Here is a 16,056-nt window from a genome sequence, read left to right on the forward strand (position 1 = left end):
CTCGCACTCCGGCGTCCGCCCCCGCTGCGTGAGGTAGCGCACGCCAGGCTCCGGTCAGTAGCGCTTGGCGGCTTCGGGATGGGCGGCCAGTTCTTCTTCCACCTCGCGGTGCACCTTGCGTTCCAGGATGATGGACAGGAACGGGATGACGCCGCCCAGGGCGATCAGCACGAACTTGCTGAACGGCCAGCGCATCAGCGACCAGAGCCGGAAGTCGGCAATCAGGTACAGCACGTACAGCCAGCCGTGCGCTATCAGCACCGCGATGGACAGGTTCAGGCCGTCGATCACGGACGGTTCGGCCTGCGCCAGGCCCAGCGCGAAGGTCTCGCCCGTCAGGGTGTTGGTGGCCCCGGCGAACAGGAACAGGTTGAAGCCGTACCGCAGCACCATCTCCACACAGAGCAGCAGCAGCATGATGCCGGTGATGTAGGAGGTGACCTTGTAGAAGGTCAGGGCGGAGCGGATCTGGGCGTGGGTTCCGCCGAAGCGGCGTTTGACCGGACGCTGGGTCGCGGCGGAACGGTCGGGGGCGTTTTCGGTCACGTGGACTACCTCGTTGTGTGGGGTGAGCTGGGTGTGGTCTGGTCGGCGGCGGCGGCGCCGCCCTGGCGGGCGCCGGAGGGGCCCGCCGCGCTCCCCCGCCCGGATTCGGCTGCATGGCGGGCCGCTTCGGCCGCGTCTTCGGCCGCCTCCAGGTCGCGGCGGTAGTCGTCGGCCACCAGCCGCCACCAGAGGAAGATGGCGAATCCGGCGAACACCACCCATTCCACCGCGTAGAAGACGTTCATCCAGTTGACCGGCGCTTCCTGCGGCTGCGGTCCGACAACCACCGGCTGCATCAAAGTCCCCTCGGTCGCGGTGCCAAGGTCCGTGCCGCCCACGGTGAAGCCGGTCCCGACCACGAAGCCGGAGTAGCCGGGCGCGTTCCAGCGGTTGATCAGCTCGGCCGCCGACAGCGAAGCCACCTGGCCGGCGGGCAGGCTTCCGGGCAGCGGGGCTTCCGTGGGCAGCAGCCGCCCGACGACGGTGGCCTCACCGTCCGGGGCGGGAACGGCATCCGCCGGTTCCTCGACCCAGCCGCGCACCACGGGGATGACCACGTCTTCGCCAAACTGCTCCACGCCGTCCACGGTGAACGGGTCGACCACCCAGAGGCCTTCTTCGCCGTCCTGCAGGCGGTTCCGGACCAGCACCTGCCCGCCCTGGACGAAGCTGCCGTCGAAGGTGACCATCTGGTCCGCGGTGGCGGCCGTCATCGGGATGCCCGGTTCAAAGACGTCGGTGAGCGGCTTGACCGTTTCGGTCTCGCCCGGGGGCGGGGGCGGTTCGCTCTGCGACGTGGAAAACTGCCACTGACTCAGCAGCACGAACACCGTGGACAGCGCCAGCGCAAGCACCAGGGCCGCTATCCAGCGGGGTTTCAGGGCAGTCTTGAGCACCCATTAAAGGTACTTCGCAACCATGTAGAAAACGAATCCTGCCCGGTGCCCTCAGGCCAGCGGAACGATGTCGTCGACGCCCATCCTGGCGCTGTCGGCCGTGACGTCGTCGGGCTGCTCCTGGCTGAGCCGTTCGGCTTCGACCCGGGCCAGGTAGTGCTTCACCTCGCGTTCCACCTGTCCTTCGCTCCAGTCGAGAAGGGGCGCCATCAGCCGGGCGACGACCGGGGCGGCGGAGACGCCGCGGTCCCAGGCCTCGATGGAGATCCGGGTCCGGCGGGTGAGCACGTCGTGGATGTGCCGGGCTCCCTCGTGCGTGGTCGCATAGACCACCTCGGCCGCCAGGTAGTCGTCGGCGCCGGGCAGCGGTTCGGCCAGCTCCGGCCGTTCGGTGATGATGTCCAGCACATCGCCGGCCATGGCTCCGTACCGGTTGAGCAGGTGTTCCACCCGGGCAACGTGGATGCCGGTGCGGTCCGCCATGCGGCTGCGCCTGTTCCAGGCCGCCTTGAAACCGGAGGCGCCGAGCAGGGGGATGGTGTCCGTGCAGCTGGGCGGGACGCGCTCGTCGAGGGCCCGGGCCGCCTCGTCCACCGCGTCCTTGGCCATCACGCGGTACGTGGTGTACTTGCCGCCGGCCACCACCACGAGCCCGGGGACCGGGTGCGCCACCACGTGTTCGCGCGAGAGCTTGGCGGTGGAATCGTTCTCGCCCGCCAGCAACGGCCGGAGCCCGGCGTAGACTCCCTCGACGTCCTCCCGGGTGAGCGGGCGCTGGAGGACCCGGTTGACGTGTTCCAGCAGGTAGTCGATGTCCTTGGACGAGGCCGCCGGATGGGCCTTGTCCAGATTCCAGTCGGTATCGGTGGTGCCGATGATCCAGTGCCGCCCCCACGGAATCACGAACAGCACCGACTTCTCGGTGCGCAGGATCAGCCCCACCGTGGACTGGAACCGGTCCCGCGGCACGACCAGGTGGATTCCCTTGGAAGAACGGACGCTCAGCTGGCCCCGTTCGGTCACCATGGCCTGGGTCTCGTCCGTCCACACGCCGGTGGCGTTGACCACCTGCTTGGCCCGGATGTTGAACTCGCTGCCGTCCTCCTGGTTCCGCACCCGGGCCCCGACCACGCGTTCGCCCTCGCGCAGGAAGTCGACCACCGCCAACCGGTTTGCCGCGTGCGCCCCGAACGCCGCCGCGGTGCGGACAAGGTTGACCACCAGCCGGGCGTCGTCCACCTGCGCGTCGTAGTAGCGGATGGACCCCACCATGGCGTCCTTCTTCAGGCTGGGTGCCGCCCGGAGGGTTCCCCGCCGGGAGAGGTGTTTGTGGAAGGGGACGCCGCGGCCGCGCCCGGAGGCGATGGCCAGGGCATCGTACAAGGCCACGCCGGCGCCGACGTAGGGCCGCTCCACGTACCGCCTGGTCAGCGGGTACAGGAACGGCACCGGGCGCACCAGGTGCGGCGCGATCCGCTCCAACAGCAGTCCCCGTTCCTGCAGCGCCTCGCGGACCAGGGCGAAATCCAGCATCTCCAGGTACCGCAGCCCGCCGTGGATCAGCTTGGAAGACCGCGACGACGTGCCCGAGGCCCAGTCCCGGGCCTCCACGATGCCCACGTCCAGCCCGCGGGTGACCGCGTCCAGGGCGGCCCCGGCGCCCACCACCCCGCCGCCGACGATCAGCACGTCCAGCTCGGCCCCGCGCTCCTGTGTGGCGCGCAGCGCGGCCAGCGCCTGCTCGCGGCTCTCGGGACTCAGGGCTCCGGTGGTCATCGCCTATCAGCCTCCCAGCATGGTCGGATCAGTCGCGGGCCTGGATCGGGGCCAGCACCACTTCGCAGCGCTGGAACTCTTTCAGGTCCGAGTACCCGGTGGTCGCCATCGACCGGCGCAGCGCACCGACCAGGTTGGAGGTTCCGTCGGTGTGGTTGGACGGGCCGTGCAGCACCCGCTCCAGCGGTCCGACGGTTCCCACGTTCACGCGGTCGCCCCGGGGCAGTTCGTCGTGGTGGGCCTCCTGGCCCCAGTGCCAGCCGCGGCCCGGAGCTTCCTCCGCCCGGGCCAGCGCGGAACCGAGCATCACGGCGTCCGCCCCCATGGCGATGGCCTTGACGATGTCGCCGCTGAAGCCCACGCCGCCGTCGGCGATCACGTGCACGTAGCGGCCGCCCGATTCGTCCATGTAGTCCCGGCGCGCGGCCGCCACATCGGAGATCGCCGAGGCCATCGGGGCGTGGATGCCCAGCGCCCGGCGCGTGGTCGTCGTCGCTCCCCCGCCGAAGCCCACCAGCACGCCGGCGGCACCGGTGCGCATCAGGTGCAGCGCCGGGGTGTAGCCGGCGGCGCCGCCGACGATCACGGGCGTGTCCAGCTCGTAGATGAACTGCTTCAGGTTCAGCGGTTCCTGCGTCTTGGAGACGTGTTCGGCGGAGACGGTGGTGCCGCGGATCACGAAGATGTCCACGCCGGCGGCCACCACGGTCTTGTAGAACTCCTGGGTGCGCTGCGGCGTCAGCGAGCCGGCCACGGTCACCCCGGCTTCCCGGATCTCGGCCAGCCGGGAGGTGATCAGTTCCGGCTGCACGGGGGCGGAGTAGAGCTCCTGCATCCGCTTGGTCGCGGCCGGGCTGAAGTTCTCCGTGCCCAGCGCGGCGATCTCGTCCAGCACCGGCAGCGGATCCTCGTACCGGGTCCACAGGCCCTCGAGATTGAGGACGCCCAGGCCGCCGAGCTTGCCCAGCGCGATGGCGGTGGCGGGCGACATGACCGAGTCCATCGGCGCGGCGATGACCGGCGCGTCGAACGTGTAGGCATCGATCTGCCAGCTGACCGAGACGTCCTTGGGATCGCGCGTCCGGCGCGAGGGGACGATCGCCACGTCATCGAGGGAGTAGGCTCGGCGCCCACGCTTGCCACGGCCAATTTCAATCTCGTAAGTCACAGCTCTAGGTTATCCCACCACTGGAACGCTTCACCTTGCAACGGGCAGGGACAGGACTTTCGCCGGCGCCTGGCGGACAGGGCGGACCCCCTCGTGACGGCTGCACGGCTCTCCTGTTCCGACTGCTGGCGTCGTCCCGGCGCAGGCGGTACGCTCGACCTGCCGCACGGCCGGCAAGCGCACCGCAGGCCCCCTCTCTTGACGGTTGCCGCGGGCCGGCCGCAGGTAGCCGGAGCGGGAAGTGGTCAGTCATGGGAGGAAGATTCCGGCGGTCCGTCGGGCGCATGCGACCGTTCGCGAGCCGCTTGGCGGCCACCCTGTGTTTTGGCATCGCCGGGCTGGTCTGGTCCATGCCCTCCCTTCATTCGCGCCGGTTGCGGCGAGCCGCATCGTGTACCGTTTGCGCTTCCCACCAGCGGGTGCGCGGCACAGCCCTCTTTGTGGTGGCGGCCCTCCTGGTCGCCGGAGCCGGAGCCCGGGTCCAGGAGGCACTCTCCCCGCAGATCGTTTGCCACAGCCATATCACTGCCGACGGGCAGATCAAGCCCGAGCCGCGCCTGCAGATTTCACCGCCGGCCCCGTGGCGCATCACCCGCGATTTTCTGGTGGCCCCCATCAGCGGCGTCGGGGTCCTGACCGGGCGCAGCCTTGATATGGAAGCGTGCGCGGGACCGTCGCTGTTGGTCATGTTCTGGCCCCCGCCGCGCACCAGCGGTGGCGGAACAATGCTCGGGGACGTGTTCGTTGCGTGGATGCCGCCGGTGGACCCGGCCGGTCCACTGAGCGTCAACGGATATGGCATTGCCGATGAAGGCCAGTATGTCCGCTACGGCCCGAACATCTCCCAGACCCGGACCGGGGACGAGGCCCTCGCCCTCCACGAGTCACGGCATGTTGACCAGTGGGCCGTAGCCAATCTGCTCGCCGGCCCGTTCGCCTTTCCGGCGGCGTACATCATCGACGGGGCGCTGTTCCCCTCCTCGCGCAACCACTTCGAGCGGGCCGCCGGATTGGCCGATGGGGCGTATCCGCCCGCGCCGGATAACTGGCCGGCGCCGCGCTGGCCAGACACCGCGGCCCTCGTGCTCCTCGCGCTCCTGATCTTCCGACGCCGGCTCCGTTGGCTCACCCGCGCCGCGGTCGGCGGCCGCGCGCACGCCCGGGCGCACGAGCCGAGGCGCTGTCCCGTCCATACGCGGGGCTGGTCGCGGGGCGCCGGCGAAGGTCCTGCCGCTGGTTAACGCGAGTGGCGCCGCTGCCCCGGTGCGGGGAACGGCGCCACCGGCGACTGCGGGACTACCGCTTGTAGTTCGGTGCCTCCACGGTCATCATGATGTCGTGCGGGTGGGACTCCTTCAGCCCCGCCGCGGTGATCCGCACGAACTTGCCCTTGGCCTTCAGCTCGGCGATGTTGCGGGCACCGGTGTAGAACATGGTCTGGCGTAGTCCGCCGACCAGCTGGTGCGCGACGGCCGAGAGCGGGCCGCGGTACGGCACCTGGCCTTCGATGCCCTCGGGGATCAGCTTCTCGTCGTCGGGCACGTCGGCCTGGAAGTAGCGGTCCTTGGAGTAGGAGGTGTTCTTCCCGCGCGTCTGCATGGCCCCCAGCGAGCCCATGCCGCGGTAGGCCTTGAACTGCTTGCCGTTGACGAACACCAGGTCCCCCGGGGATTCCGCGGCGCCGGCCAGCAGCGAGCCGAGCATCACCGTGTCCGCGCCGGCGACCAGGGCCTTGCCGATGTCGCCGGAGTGCTGCAGGCCGCCGTCGGCAATCACCGGGATGCCCGCCGGGATGGCCGCCTTGGCCGACTCATAGATCGCCGTGATCTGCGGTACGCCAACGCCTGCCACCACCCGGGTAGTGCAGATGGAGCCCGGCCCCACGCCCACCTTGATGGCGTCGGCACCGGCGTCGACCAGCGCCTGTGCGCCCTCGCGGGTGGCGGCCTGGCCGCCGATCACGTCAACGTGGGCCGCGGCCGGGTCCTTTTTCAGCCGGGCGATCATGTCCAGTACGCCCTGGCTGTGGCCGTTGGCGGTGTCCACCACGAGGACGTCCACGCCGGCCTCGATCATGGTCATCGAGCGCTCGTAGCCGTCGCCGAAGAAGCCCACAGCCGCGCCGACGCGCAGCCGGCCGTCGTCGTCCTTGGTGGCCAGCGGGTACTGCTCCGCCTTGTCGAAGTCCTTGACGGTGATCAGGCCCTGCAGCATGCCGGCGTCGTCCACCAGCGGGAGTTTCTCAATCCGGTTCTTGCCCAGCAGTTCGATGACTTCCGGGCGGCTGATGCCCACCTTGCCCGTGATCAGCGGCATGGAGGTCATCACCTCGTGCACCTTGGTGGTGGGATAGTCGGCGCGGGGCACGAAACGGGTGTCGCGGTTGGTGCAGATGCCCACCAGCTTGCCCTCGGAGTCCACCACGGGCAGTCCGGACACGCGGTAGTTGTAGCAAAGTTCGTCCAGTTCGGCCAGCGTGGCGTCCGGGGCGATGGTCACCGGGTTGGTGATCATGCCGGACTCGCTGCGCTTGACCCGGTCCACGTGCTCGGCCTGGTCCTGGATGGACAGGTTGCGGTGGATGACGCCCAGGCCGCCCTGGCGCGCCATGGCGATGGCCATCCGCGATTCCGTCACGGTATCCATGGCGGCGGAGAGGAGCGGGGTCTGGACCGTGATGCGGCGGGTCAGGCGGGAGCTGGTATCGGCCTCGGACGGAATCACATCCGTCGGGCCTGGCAGCAGGAGCACGTCGTCGTAGGTCAGACCCTCGAAAGCGAACGGATTGAATTCTTCGGACACTGCAGGGCCTTTCGAGCGATACCGGTGGCGGCCGCCGGTCACCGACAGCGGGGATCGGGTTCCGGGGTTGGTTACATCCTAAAACGATTCCGCCCTGCCCACTATTTCCCGCGGCAACCGATGTGGCGGAGCTAACGTGCGCGCCCGGCTCCGGGGCTTTCACCACCCCGGACCCCACGACGACGGAGGGGACCCTGCACGGGCAGGATCCCCTCCGGACGGGCGAAGCCCGACCAACAGCCGGCGGCGTGCGCTAGTGCTGGTGGTTGTGCCCGTCCTCTTCGGCCGGCTTCTCGACGACCAGGGTTTCGGTGGTCAGCACCAGTGCCGCGATCGAGGCCGCGTTGCGCAGGGCCGAGCGGGTCACCTTCACCGGGTCGATGATGCCCGCGGCGACGAGGTCCTCGTATTCGCCGGTAGCGGCGTTGAAGCCGTTATTGAGCTCCATGTCGCCCACCTTGGAGACGACGACCATGCCCTCGTGGCCGGCGTTTTCGGCGATCCAGCGCAGCGGCTGGGCCAGCGCGCGGCGGACCAGGCCGACGGCGGTGGCTGCGTCGCCCTCGAGCGCCAGCACGTTCGGGTCGGTGTCCAGAGCCTGGGCGGCGTGCACCAGGGCGGTGCCGCCACCGGCCACGATGCCTTCTTCCAGGGCAGCGCGGGTGGAGGACACAGCGTCCTCGATCCGGTGCTTCTTCTCCTTCATTTCGACCTCGGTGGCAGCGCCGACCTTGATCACGCCGATGCCGCCGGACAGCTTGGCCAGCCGCTCCTGGAGCTTCTCACGGTCCCAATCGGAATCGGTGCGCAGCACCTCCGCCTGCAACTGGGACACGCGGTCGGCCACGTCGGCCTCGGAGCCGGCGCCGTCAACAATGGTGGTGTTGTCCTTGGTGACGGTGATGCGGCGTGCCGTGCCCAGCACCTCGAGACCCACCTGGTCCAGCTTCAGGCCGAGGTCCGCGGACACGACCTGGGCGCCGGTGAGCACCGCGATGTCCTGCAGCATGGCCTTGCGGCGGTCGCCAAAGCCCGGCGCCTTTACGGCGGCAACGTTGAGGGTGCCGCGGATCTTGTTGACCACCAGGGTGGACAGGGCCTCGCCGTCGATGTCTTCGGCGATGATGAACAGCGGCTTGTTGGCCTGCAGCACCTTTTCCAGCAGCGGCAGGAACTCCTGCACCGTGGAGATCTTGCCCTGGGAGATCAGGATCAGCGCGTCCTCGAGGACTGCCTCCTGGCGCTCCTGGTCGGTGACGAAGTACTGCGACAGCAGGCCCTTGTCGAACTGCATGCCCTCGGTGAGCACCAGTTCGGTCTCCATGCTGGAGCCCTCTTCGATGGTGATGACGCCGTCCTTGCCCACCTTGTCGAACGCTTCGGCCAGCAGTTTGCCGACCTCCGGGCTCTGGGCGGAGATGGTGGCGACCTCGGCGACCCTGCCTTCGACCTCGCGGGCGTTCTCCAGCAGGCGGGCGGCAACGGCCTCGACCGCTACCTCGATGCCGTGCTTGAGGGCGCCGGGGGCGGCGCCGGCGGCCACGTTGCGGAGGCCTTCCTTCACCAGCGCCTGGGCCAGGACGGTAGCGGTGGTGGTGCCGTCACCGGCAACATCGTTGGTCTTGGTGGCGACTTCCTTGGCCAACTGCGCGCCGAGGTTCTCGTACGGATCGTCGAGTTCCACCTCGCGGGCGATGGTCACGCCGTCGTTGGTGATGGTGGGGGCGCCCCACTTCTTGTCCAGGACCACGTTGCGGCCACGCGGGCCGAGGGTGACCCGGACGGTATTGGCGAGCTTGTCGACGCCGGCTTCCAGCGCCTTGCGGGCGGCGTCGTTGAACTCCAACTGCTTTGCCATGAATTTGTTCCTTTCACGCAAAATGCCCCGGCTGCGCTGCTAGAGGAGGCAGCCGGGGCATTTCGGTTGTCCGTGATTCCGGCTGCGGGCGTCGACTGCGCGCGCCCGAGCCGCCGGACTCAGCTGATGGGCCTTACTTGGTGACGATGGCCAGCACGTCGCGGGCGGAGAGCACCAGGTACTCTTCCCCGCCGACCTTGACCTCGGTTCCGCCGTACTTCGAGTAGATGACGACGTCACCCTCGGCTACGTCAACGGGAACCCGGTTGCCATTGTCATCGACGCGGCCGGGGCCGATCGCGACAACTTTGCCTTCCTGCGGCTTTTCCTTGGCGGTGTCCGGAATGACCAGGCCGGAGGCCGTGGTCTGCTCTGCTTCGAGCGGCTGGACAACAATACGATCCTCAAGAGGCTTAATGGAGACCGACACTCGGCTCTCTCCTTTTCATGCGCTACGAATAGGTTGGCCAAGGAGATGTCTGCCGTCGTCGCGGTGCCGGCAGGCGGTTCCTTGTTAGCACCCACACGGGGTGAGTGCTAACTGCGACTCTATGAGAAGGATTAGCACTCGGTCAAGGCGAGTGCCAGCGGCGGGCCCTCCGGTTTCCGCGCCGCCGCCTATGTGACGAAGATCGGCGCCTCCGTCAACCGGCCAAGTTGCGTAAGGCTAACCTAACCCGGTAGCTTTCAAGCTGCGCGCAAATAGCAAACGTTTATGTTGCCTAATGCCGGTACCCGCCCGGGACGGCGTTGACGAACAATGGAGAGTCAGTGAAAAAGCCCCTGAAGTCCGGCCTGGTGGCCATGACCGCAGCCGTTTCCATGCTCGCCCTGAGCGCCTGCGGCCAGCAGACCGACGCCGCGGCAGGCACCGGTGCCGAGACGATCAGCGTTGAGCACGCCTCCGGCACCACCGACGTGCCGGTGAACCCGGAGACGGTCTACACCTTCGATCTCGGGGTGCTGGACAGCCTCACCGCCCTCGGCGTCGAGGTCGACGGCGTCCCGGAGGCGGCCGTGTTCCCCGAATCGCTGGCGCAGTACGCCGGCGACGAATACACCAAGATCGGCTCCATGAAGGAACCCGACTTCGAGGCCATCAGCGAAGGCGCACCCGACCTGATCATCATCTCGGGCCGCACCGCCGAGGCCTACGGGGAGCTGAGCAAAATCGCCCCGACCATCGACCTGAGCGTGGACACCGCCGCTCCGATCGAGAGCTTCAAGGAAGTCTCCGCGACCCTCGGCGAGATCTTCGGCAAGGAAGCCGAAGTCGAAGAAAAGCTGGCGGCCATCGACACCCGGATCGAGGACACCAAGGCCGCAGCTGCCGACGCCGGCACCGGTTTGGTGCTGATGACGAGCGGCGGCGAGATGACGGCCTACGGCTCAGGGTCCCGCTTCGGCATCGTGCACGATGTCCTGGGCGTGCAGACCGCCGCCGATGTGAAGTCCGAGGGCCCGCACGGCGAGGCCATTTCGCACGAATTCGTCGCCGAGGCCAACCCGGACCACCTGTTCGTGATCGACCGCGACTCCGCCGTCGGCGAATCCGGGGAAGCCGCTGCGGCCGTCCTGGACAACGACCTGGTCAACGGCACCAGCGCCGCCAAGAACGACAGCATCACCTATCTGGACTCGGCCTCCTGGTACCTAGTGGGCTACGGCCTGAATAATACGGACGCCATGATCAGCGCCGTCCAGGCAGCCGTCACGAAGTAGCACCCGTACGGCCGCCGGTGTTCCGCCGGCGGCCTGCGCGGTGGCCCGACCCATGGCTTCCTCCACGATTTCCAGTCCGGCCCCGGCGGCAGCAGCCGCGGCGGGACGCTCCCGCGCCCGCGGATCCGGGTCCCAGCTCGCCTGGGCGGCCACCGCCGTCGTCGTCCTGGCCATTGCCAGCATGTTTGTGGGCGTCAGCGACGTGTCGCTGCCTGCCCTGCTGGCCGGCGACCAGAAGGCCTGGGACATTTTCTGGATCAGCCGGCTGCCGCGCACCCTGTCGGTCATCCTGGCCGGCGCGGCGCTGGGGATTGCCGGGCTGATCATGCAGCTGATGGCGCGGAACAAATTCGTGGAGCCGTCCACCGTGGGCACCGTGGAGTCTGCCTCGCTGGGCATCCTGGTGGTCACGGTGGCGATCCCCGGTGCCACCCTGTTGGCCAAGATGTCCGTGGCGACCGTGTTCGCGGCCGCCGGGACCGGCCTGTTCCTGCTGGTGCTGCGCCGGATCCCGCTGCGCAACACGCTCATCGTGCCGCTGGTGGGCATCATGCTGGGCGGCGTCATCGCCGCGGTGACCACGTTCTTTGCCTACCGCTTTGACCTGCTGCAGACGCTGAACAGCTGGATGATCGGCGACTTCTCCGGTGTGCTCCGCGGCCGCTACGAGCTCCTCTGGATTGTCGCGCTGCTCGCGGTGATCGGCTACCTGTGCGCGGACCGCTTCACGATGGCCGGCATGGGGCAGGAATTTTCCACCAATCTGGGCCTGCACTACGGCCGGATCCTGACGCTCGGGCTGGTCATCGTCTCGCTGATCAGCGCCGTGGTGGTGGTCAACATCGGCGCCATTCCGTTCCTGGGGCTGGTGGTGCCCAACCTGGTGTCGCTGGCGTTCGGCGACAGCGCCCGCCGCGCGGTTCCCTGGGTTGCGGTCTTCGGTGCGGGCTTTGTGCTGCTGTGCGACATCATCGGCCGCACCATCCGCTACCCCTACGAAATCCCGGTGGGCGTGATCGTCTCCGCCGTCGGCAGCGCCGTCTTCCTCTACCTGCTGCTGAGGACCCGCAAGAATGGCTGATTCGGTACTTCCCGCCGCCCTGACGCAGCGCAAGCGCCGCACCCTCACCACGGTCCGGCCGCGGACCTGGATCATCCTGCTGGGCCTGCTGACGGCCGCCCTCGTGGCGGTGTTCATGACCATCGACCTGCGCGGCAACCTCGGCTACATCCTGCCCCGGCGTGCCATCAAAGTCGGTTCGATGCTGCTGGTGGCGTACGCCGTGGGCGTGTCCACGGTGTTGTTCCAGACGGTGACCGCCAACCGGATTTTGACTCCGTCGATCATGGGCTTCGATGCCCTCTACATGCTGATCCAGACCGGGCTGACCTTCGCGATCGGCGGGCAGGCGCTGCTGAGCCTGGGCGCGCCGGTGCGCTTCGTGATCGAAGTGATGCTGATGGTGGGCTTCTCCTTCCTGATCTACCGCTGGCTGTTCACCGGCGGCGGCAAGAGCCTGCACCTGATGCTGCTGGTGGGCATCGTGTTCGGGACCATGTTCCGCGGCATCTCCTCGCTGCTGCAGCGGCTGATCGACCCGAGCGAATTCATCATCCTGCAGGACCTTTTCTTCGCCAGCTTCAACAACGTGGACGGCGTGCTGCTGGCCGTGTCCGCGCTGGCCGTGGCCGCGGCCACCGTCCCGGTCTGGCGGATGCGCCGGCAGTTGGACGTGCTGGCGCTGGGCCGGGACACGGCGCTGAACCTGGGCGTTGACCACCGGCGGGCCGTCACCACCGTCCTGATGCTCTGCGCCATCCTGGTGGCCGTATCCACCGCACTGGTGGGACCGATCACGTTCTTTGGCCTGCTGGTGGCCAGCCTGGCCTACCTGCTGTGCTCGCACTTCCGGCACGTGTACGTGCTGCCCATCGCCGTGCTGCTGGGCGCCATCGCCCTGGTCGGCGGCCAGCTGGTCCTCGAGCAGGTGTTCAGTTTCGATACCGCGCTGAGCATCGTCATTGAATTCGCCGGCGGCATCCTGTTCATCGCCCTGCTGCTGAAAGGCTCCATCAAATGATCCACGTCTCCGGAGTCTCCAAGACCTACGGCACGCAGACCGTGGTGGACGACGTCAGCTGCTACATCAAGGACGGCGGCATCACCTCGATCATCGGGCCGAACGGCGCCGGCAAGTCCACGCTGCTGTCCATGGTCTCCCGGCTGCTGCCCATGGACGCCGGGGCGGTGACCATCGACGGGCTCGACGTCGGCAAGACCGCGGGCAAGGAACTGGCCCGCAAGATGGCCATCCTGCGCCAGGACAACCAGCTGACCGTCCGCCTGACCGTACGGGATCTGGTGGGCTTCGGCCGTTTCCCGCACAACAACGGCCGGCCGGGGCCGGCCGACCTCGTCCAGATCGAGCAGGCGCTGGCGTACCTGGACCTGACGTCGATGGCGGACAAGTTCGTGGACGAACTCTCCGGCGGCCAGCGGCAGCGGGCGTTCATCGCCATGGTGCTGGCCCAGGACACCGATTACCTGCTGCTGGACGAACCGCTGAACAACCTGGACATGAAGCACTCGGTGGAGATGATGCGGCTGCTGCGCCGGCTGACCGATGAGCTGGGCAAGACCGTGGTGCTGGTCATCCACGACATCAACTTCGCGTCCTGCTACTCGGACTCGATCATCGCCATGCGCTCCGGCCGCCTGGTGCACCAGGGCCCGCCGGCGCAGATCATGCAGCCGGACGTGCTGCGCGACGTGTACGACATCGACATCCGCATCGAGGAGATCGAGGGCAACAGGATCGGCGTCTACTTCGCCTGAGGCCGGACGGCGGAGTTGTTGCCGCCACGGGGCCCCGGAGGGCCCGGCCGGCGAGGCCGGCAGGGTCGGCAGGGCGACACGGCGTCAGACCACGGAAAAATCGCCGGGCAGCATGGTTCGCCCGGTCAGGGCCAGCAGCACCTGCGCCCCGTCGCCGCGTTCGGCGGCAATCTCCATGGCCAGCCGCCCGGCTTCCAGCTCCACGCCGCGCGGCAGCTCCGCCACCAGGCCGCAGGCCCGGGACAGGTCGAGCGTGTGCACCGCAAGTTCGAAGATCCGGGTGGGCAGGTAGTCGCTGAAGCGCATCCCGCCGGCGGCCGTCTCGATGACCCGGTCCTCGGTCAGCGGCAGCGTGTTTTCCAGCTGGGCCAGCAGCCGGTCCACCATGTCCACCGGGTGCGGGCCCAACTCCTTGCCGGCTGCCACGGCCCGTTCGGTGACGCCGGGATCATTGGCCAGTCCGGTGGCCAGGTAATAGTCCGCGGCCGATTCCACCTGGACAGTCTTGGCGGGGCGCCCCAGGTAGGTCAGCACCGTGGACAGCGCCCGGCTGGTATGTCCGGCGAGCGTCCGGACGCTCCAATCGTCCAGCCCGGGTGCGTTCCATGCGGTCGGCGGCACGTTTGCCAGCACCTCGCGGAAGTACCGGCCCGCGGACAGGAACGTTGCCGCCGATTCGATCATGCGCCCATGCTACGGCCGGCAGGCGGCCGCGACCAGCGTCCCCTTCGTCCTAACCGGTCCGGCCGGGAATGATTGCAGGAGTCGTTCAGGCGAGGCGCCGCAGCTCCGGCTTCCAGCCCGGGGCAGGTGCAGCGACGCCTGCGGCGACGTCATCCCAGAGGGCCTGCCAGCCCCGGTGTGCCCTGTTGCCGGCTTCGATCAGCTCGCCAAGTTCCGCTTCAATCTCGGCTTGGCAAGCGTCTGTATCAATGTCGTACCCGTCGATGGATGTGGACATCATGCACGCCTCCTCACAGTAAGCTTCCTTACCGACCCTACGGAGTCCCAGCATATCCCGCCATGGGGAGAACTACCCATCGCCGCTTTTAAGGCACGAATCGGCCGGTCCGCCTGCCTGCGTCGGCCGCCTGAATCCGCTGCACTAGGCTTGAAACCATGGCACCCGAGACCCACGCCGAGAGCATTGCACCGATTCTCACTCCGGAAGGCTGGGAGCTGCTGAATTCGCTCGGCCCCTATTCCGAAGCGGAGAGCCTGCACACCGGCACCGAACTGCGCAAGGCCGGCCACTCCCCCGAACTGGTCTCAGCCGCCATGACACAGTCCCGCCTGCGTGCGAAGGCCAAGGCGAAGTTCGGTCCGTTCGCGGAGAAAATGCTGTTCACCACGGCGGGGCTGGAACAGGCCACGCGGCTGAACATCGCGGCCCTGCACGCGCGGCGGTTCCAAGCCGCCGGGGTGGAGCACGTCGCGGACCTGGGCTGTGGAATCGGCGCGGACGCCATGGCGCTGGCCAGCCTGGACCGCAGAGTCACCGCCGTGGAACGGGACGAGACCACCGCCGCGGTGGCCACCATCAACCTGATGCCGTGGCCGACCGCGACCGTGGTCAATGCCGATGCGGAGGGACTGGACCTCACCGGGATCGACGGCGTGTGGCTGGACCCGGCGCGGCGGACGACGACGGCCTCGGGCACCACCCGGATCTTCGACCCGGAGGCGTTTTCTCCGCCGCTGTCCTTCGTGGAGAGGCTGGCTGACCGGGGAATGCCGGTCGGGGTCAAGCTCGGCCCGGGGATTCCCCATGAGGCGCTGCCCGACAACTGCGAGGCCCAATGGGTATCCGTCGACGGCGACGTGGTCGAGGCGGCGCTGTGGTTCAACCGGCTGGCGCGGCCGGGCATCCGGCGGGCGGCATTAGTCACCGGAGCCGGCGGCACCGCCGAGCTGACCAGCGCCGTCGGCTACGACCCGGCCAACCAGGACGTGGCGATCGGACCGGCGGCGGGGTACCTGTACGAGCCCGACGGCGCCGTGATCCGCGCCGGGCTGGTGGCCGACCTGGCCCGCGGGCTGGGCGGGCACCTGCTGGATGAGCACATCGCCTACATCTGCGCCCCGCAGCTGCAGCCATCGCCGTTCGCCCGGGCGTACCGGGTGCTGGAGGTCAAGCCGTACAACGTCAAGAAGCTCAAGGCCTGGGTGAAGGCGAGCCGGATCGGCACGCTGGAGATCAAGAAGCGCGGCACGTCGGTTGCACCGGACGAGCTGCGCAAGACCCTGTTGACCGGTTCCGGCAAGGGGCCGAACAAGGCGACCCTGGTGCTGACGAGGGTCGGCGAGGACCGGATCGCCATCGTCGTCGAGCCCGTTCCCGCCGCCGGCGCCCGCAGCCGCGAGCGCAGCGCCAGGCCCTGACGCACTAGAATCAAGCTGTGTCTGGCCCCGCGGCCCCAGCAGACGCATACCTCCGGCGGCAGCCGGTCCA

At 68.4% G+C, this 16,056-nt stretch carries 15 protein-coding genes; 6 read left to right on the top strand and 9 right to left on the bottom strand.

Going from position 1 to position 16,056, the window contains the following annotated elements:
- Positions 1-54 precede the first annotated feature (54 nt).
- The 4 genes from AC5RVV_RS05575 to AC5RVV_RS05590 are packed head-to-tail and all read right to left on the bottom strand — an operon-like array spanning position 55 to position 4,386.
- A complete protein-coding gene (locus AC5RVV_RS05575; protein ID WP_494000387.1) occupies positions 55-546 on the bottom strand; it encodes a DUF3817 domain-containing protein in 492 nt (163 codons plus the stop codon).
- 5 nt (positions 547-551) lie between these two features.
- Positions 552-1,442 carry an SURF1 family protein gene (locus AC5RVV_RS05580; RefSeq protein ID WP_494000388.1) on the bottom strand — a complete coding sequence of 297 codons (891 nt, stop codon included), beginning with the start codon at positions 1,440-1,442 and terminating at the stop codon, positions 552-554.
- A gap of 51 nt (positions 1,443-1,493) precedes the next feature.
- Positions 1,494-3,218, bottom strand: a complete 1,725-nt coding sequence (locus AC5RVV_RS05585; RefSeq protein WP_494000389.1) for a glycerol-3-phosphate dehydrogenase/oxidase — start codon at positions 3,216-3,218, stop codon at positions 1,494-1,496.
- A 28-nt stretch (positions 3,219-3,246) separates the two neighbouring features.
- Positions 3,247-4,386: a GuaB3 family IMP dehydrogenase-related protein gene (locus tag AC5RVV_RS05590; RefSeq protein ID WP_494000390.1), complete on the bottom strand. Its 1,140-nt coding sequence runs from the start codon at positions 4,384-4,386 to the stop codon at positions 3,247-3,249.
- A 419-nt stretch (positions 4,387-4,805) separates the two neighbouring features.
- On the opposite strand from AC5RVV_RS05590, the gene AC5RVV_RS05595 reads away from it, so the two are divergent.
- On the top strand, positions 4,806-5,627 hold the full coding sequence (locus tag AC5RVV_RS05595; RefSeq protein WP_494000391.1) for a hypothetical protein: 822 nt from the start codon (positions 4,806-4,808) through the stop codon (positions 5,625-5,627).
- Between the two features lie 55 nt (positions 5,628-5,682).
- Here the strand turns inward: AC5RVV_RS05595 and guaB are convergent, their stop codons facing one another.
- The 3 genes from guaB to groES all read right to left on the bottom strand — a co-directional run bounded on the left by guaB (position 5,683) and on the right by groES (position 9,476).
- Positions 5,683-7,188: an IMP dehydrogenase gene (guaB, locus tag AC5RVV_RS05600; protein WP_494000392.1), complete on the bottom strand. Its 1,506-nt coding sequence runs from the start codon at positions 7,186-7,188 to the stop codon at positions 5,683-5,685.
- Between the two features lie 253 nt (positions 7,189-7,441).
- Positions 7,442-9,046 (bottom strand): chaperonin GroEL, encoded by a 1,605-nt coding sequence (gene groL, locus AC5RVV_RS05605; RefSeq protein WP_494000393.1) that lies wholly within the window; start codon positions 9,044-9,046, stop codon positions 7,442-7,444.
- 133 nt (positions 9,047-9,179) lie between these two features.
- On the bottom strand, positions 9,180-9,476 hold the full coding sequence (gene groES, locus AC5RVV_RS05610) for a co-chaperone GroES (protein WP_127511177.1): 297 nt from the start codon (positions 9,474-9,476) through the stop codon (positions 9,180-9,182).
- 341 nt (positions 9,477-9,817) lie between these two features.
- Here groES and AC5RVV_RS05615 point away from each other — a divergent pair, with 341 nt between their 5' ends.
- Genes AC5RVV_RS05615 through AC5RVV_RS05630 form a run of 4 tightly spaced genes read left to right on the top strand, consistent with a single transcriptional unit; the run spans position 9,818 to position 13,604 of the window.
- The gene (locus AC5RVV_RS05615; protein WP_494000394.1) at positions 9,818-10,768 is read left to right on the top strand and encodes a siderophore ABC transporter substrate-binding protein; all 951 of its coding nucleotides are present in this window, start codon (positions 9,818-9,820) and stop codon (positions 10,766-10,768) included.
- 52 nt (positions 10,769-10,820) lie between these two features.
- Entirely contained in the window at positions 10,821-11,849 is a 1,029-nt protein-coding gene (locus AC5RVV_RS05620) for an ABC transporter permease (RefSeq protein ID WP_494000395.1), read from the top strand.
- Positions 11,842-12,849, top strand: coding sequence for an iron chelate uptake ABC transporter family permease subunit (locus tag AC5RVV_RS05625; protein WP_494000396.1), 1,008 nt, complete (start codon positions 11,842-11,844; stop codon positions 12,847-12,849). The genes AC5RVV_RS05620 and AC5RVV_RS05625 overlap by 8 nt, the downstream gene beginning before the upstream one ends.
- Positions 12,846-13,604, top strand: coding sequence for an iron ABC transporter ATP-binding protein (locus AC5RVV_RS05630; protein WP_493979500.1), 759 nt, complete (start codon positions 12,846-12,848; stop codon positions 13,602-13,604). The genes AC5RVV_RS05625 and AC5RVV_RS05630 overlap by 4 nt, the downstream gene beginning before the upstream one ends.
- A gap of 84 nt (positions 13,605-13,688) precedes the next feature.
- On the opposite strand, the gene AC5RVV_RS05635 is transcribed toward AC5RVV_RS05630, so the two are convergent.
- Complete coding sequence (locus tag AC5RVV_RS05635; RefSeq protein ID WP_494000397.1) at positions 13,689-14,288, bottom strand: maleylpyruvate isomerase N-terminal domain-containing protein; 600 nt, start codon at positions 14,286-14,288, stop codon at positions 13,689-13,691.
- Positions 14,289-14,373: 85 nt separating this feature from the next.
- Complete coding sequence (locus AC5RVV_RS05640; protein WP_494000398.1) at positions 14,374-14,568, bottom strand: hypothetical protein; 195 nt, start codon at positions 14,566-14,568, stop codon at positions 14,374-14,376.
- 155 nt (positions 14,569-14,723) lie between these two features.
- Between AC5RVV_RS05640 and AC5RVV_RS05645 the strand changes: the two genes are divergently transcribed.
- Positions 14,724-15,986 (top strand): THUMP-like domain-containing protein, encoded by a 1,263-nt coding sequence (locus AC5RVV_RS05645; protein ID WP_494000399.1) that lies wholly within the window; start codon positions 14,724-14,726, stop codon positions 15,984-15,986.
- The last annotated feature ends 70 nt before the right edge of the window (positions 15,987-16,056 follow it).

Source organism: Arthrobacter sp. MDT2-34-1 (assembly GCF_059091365.1).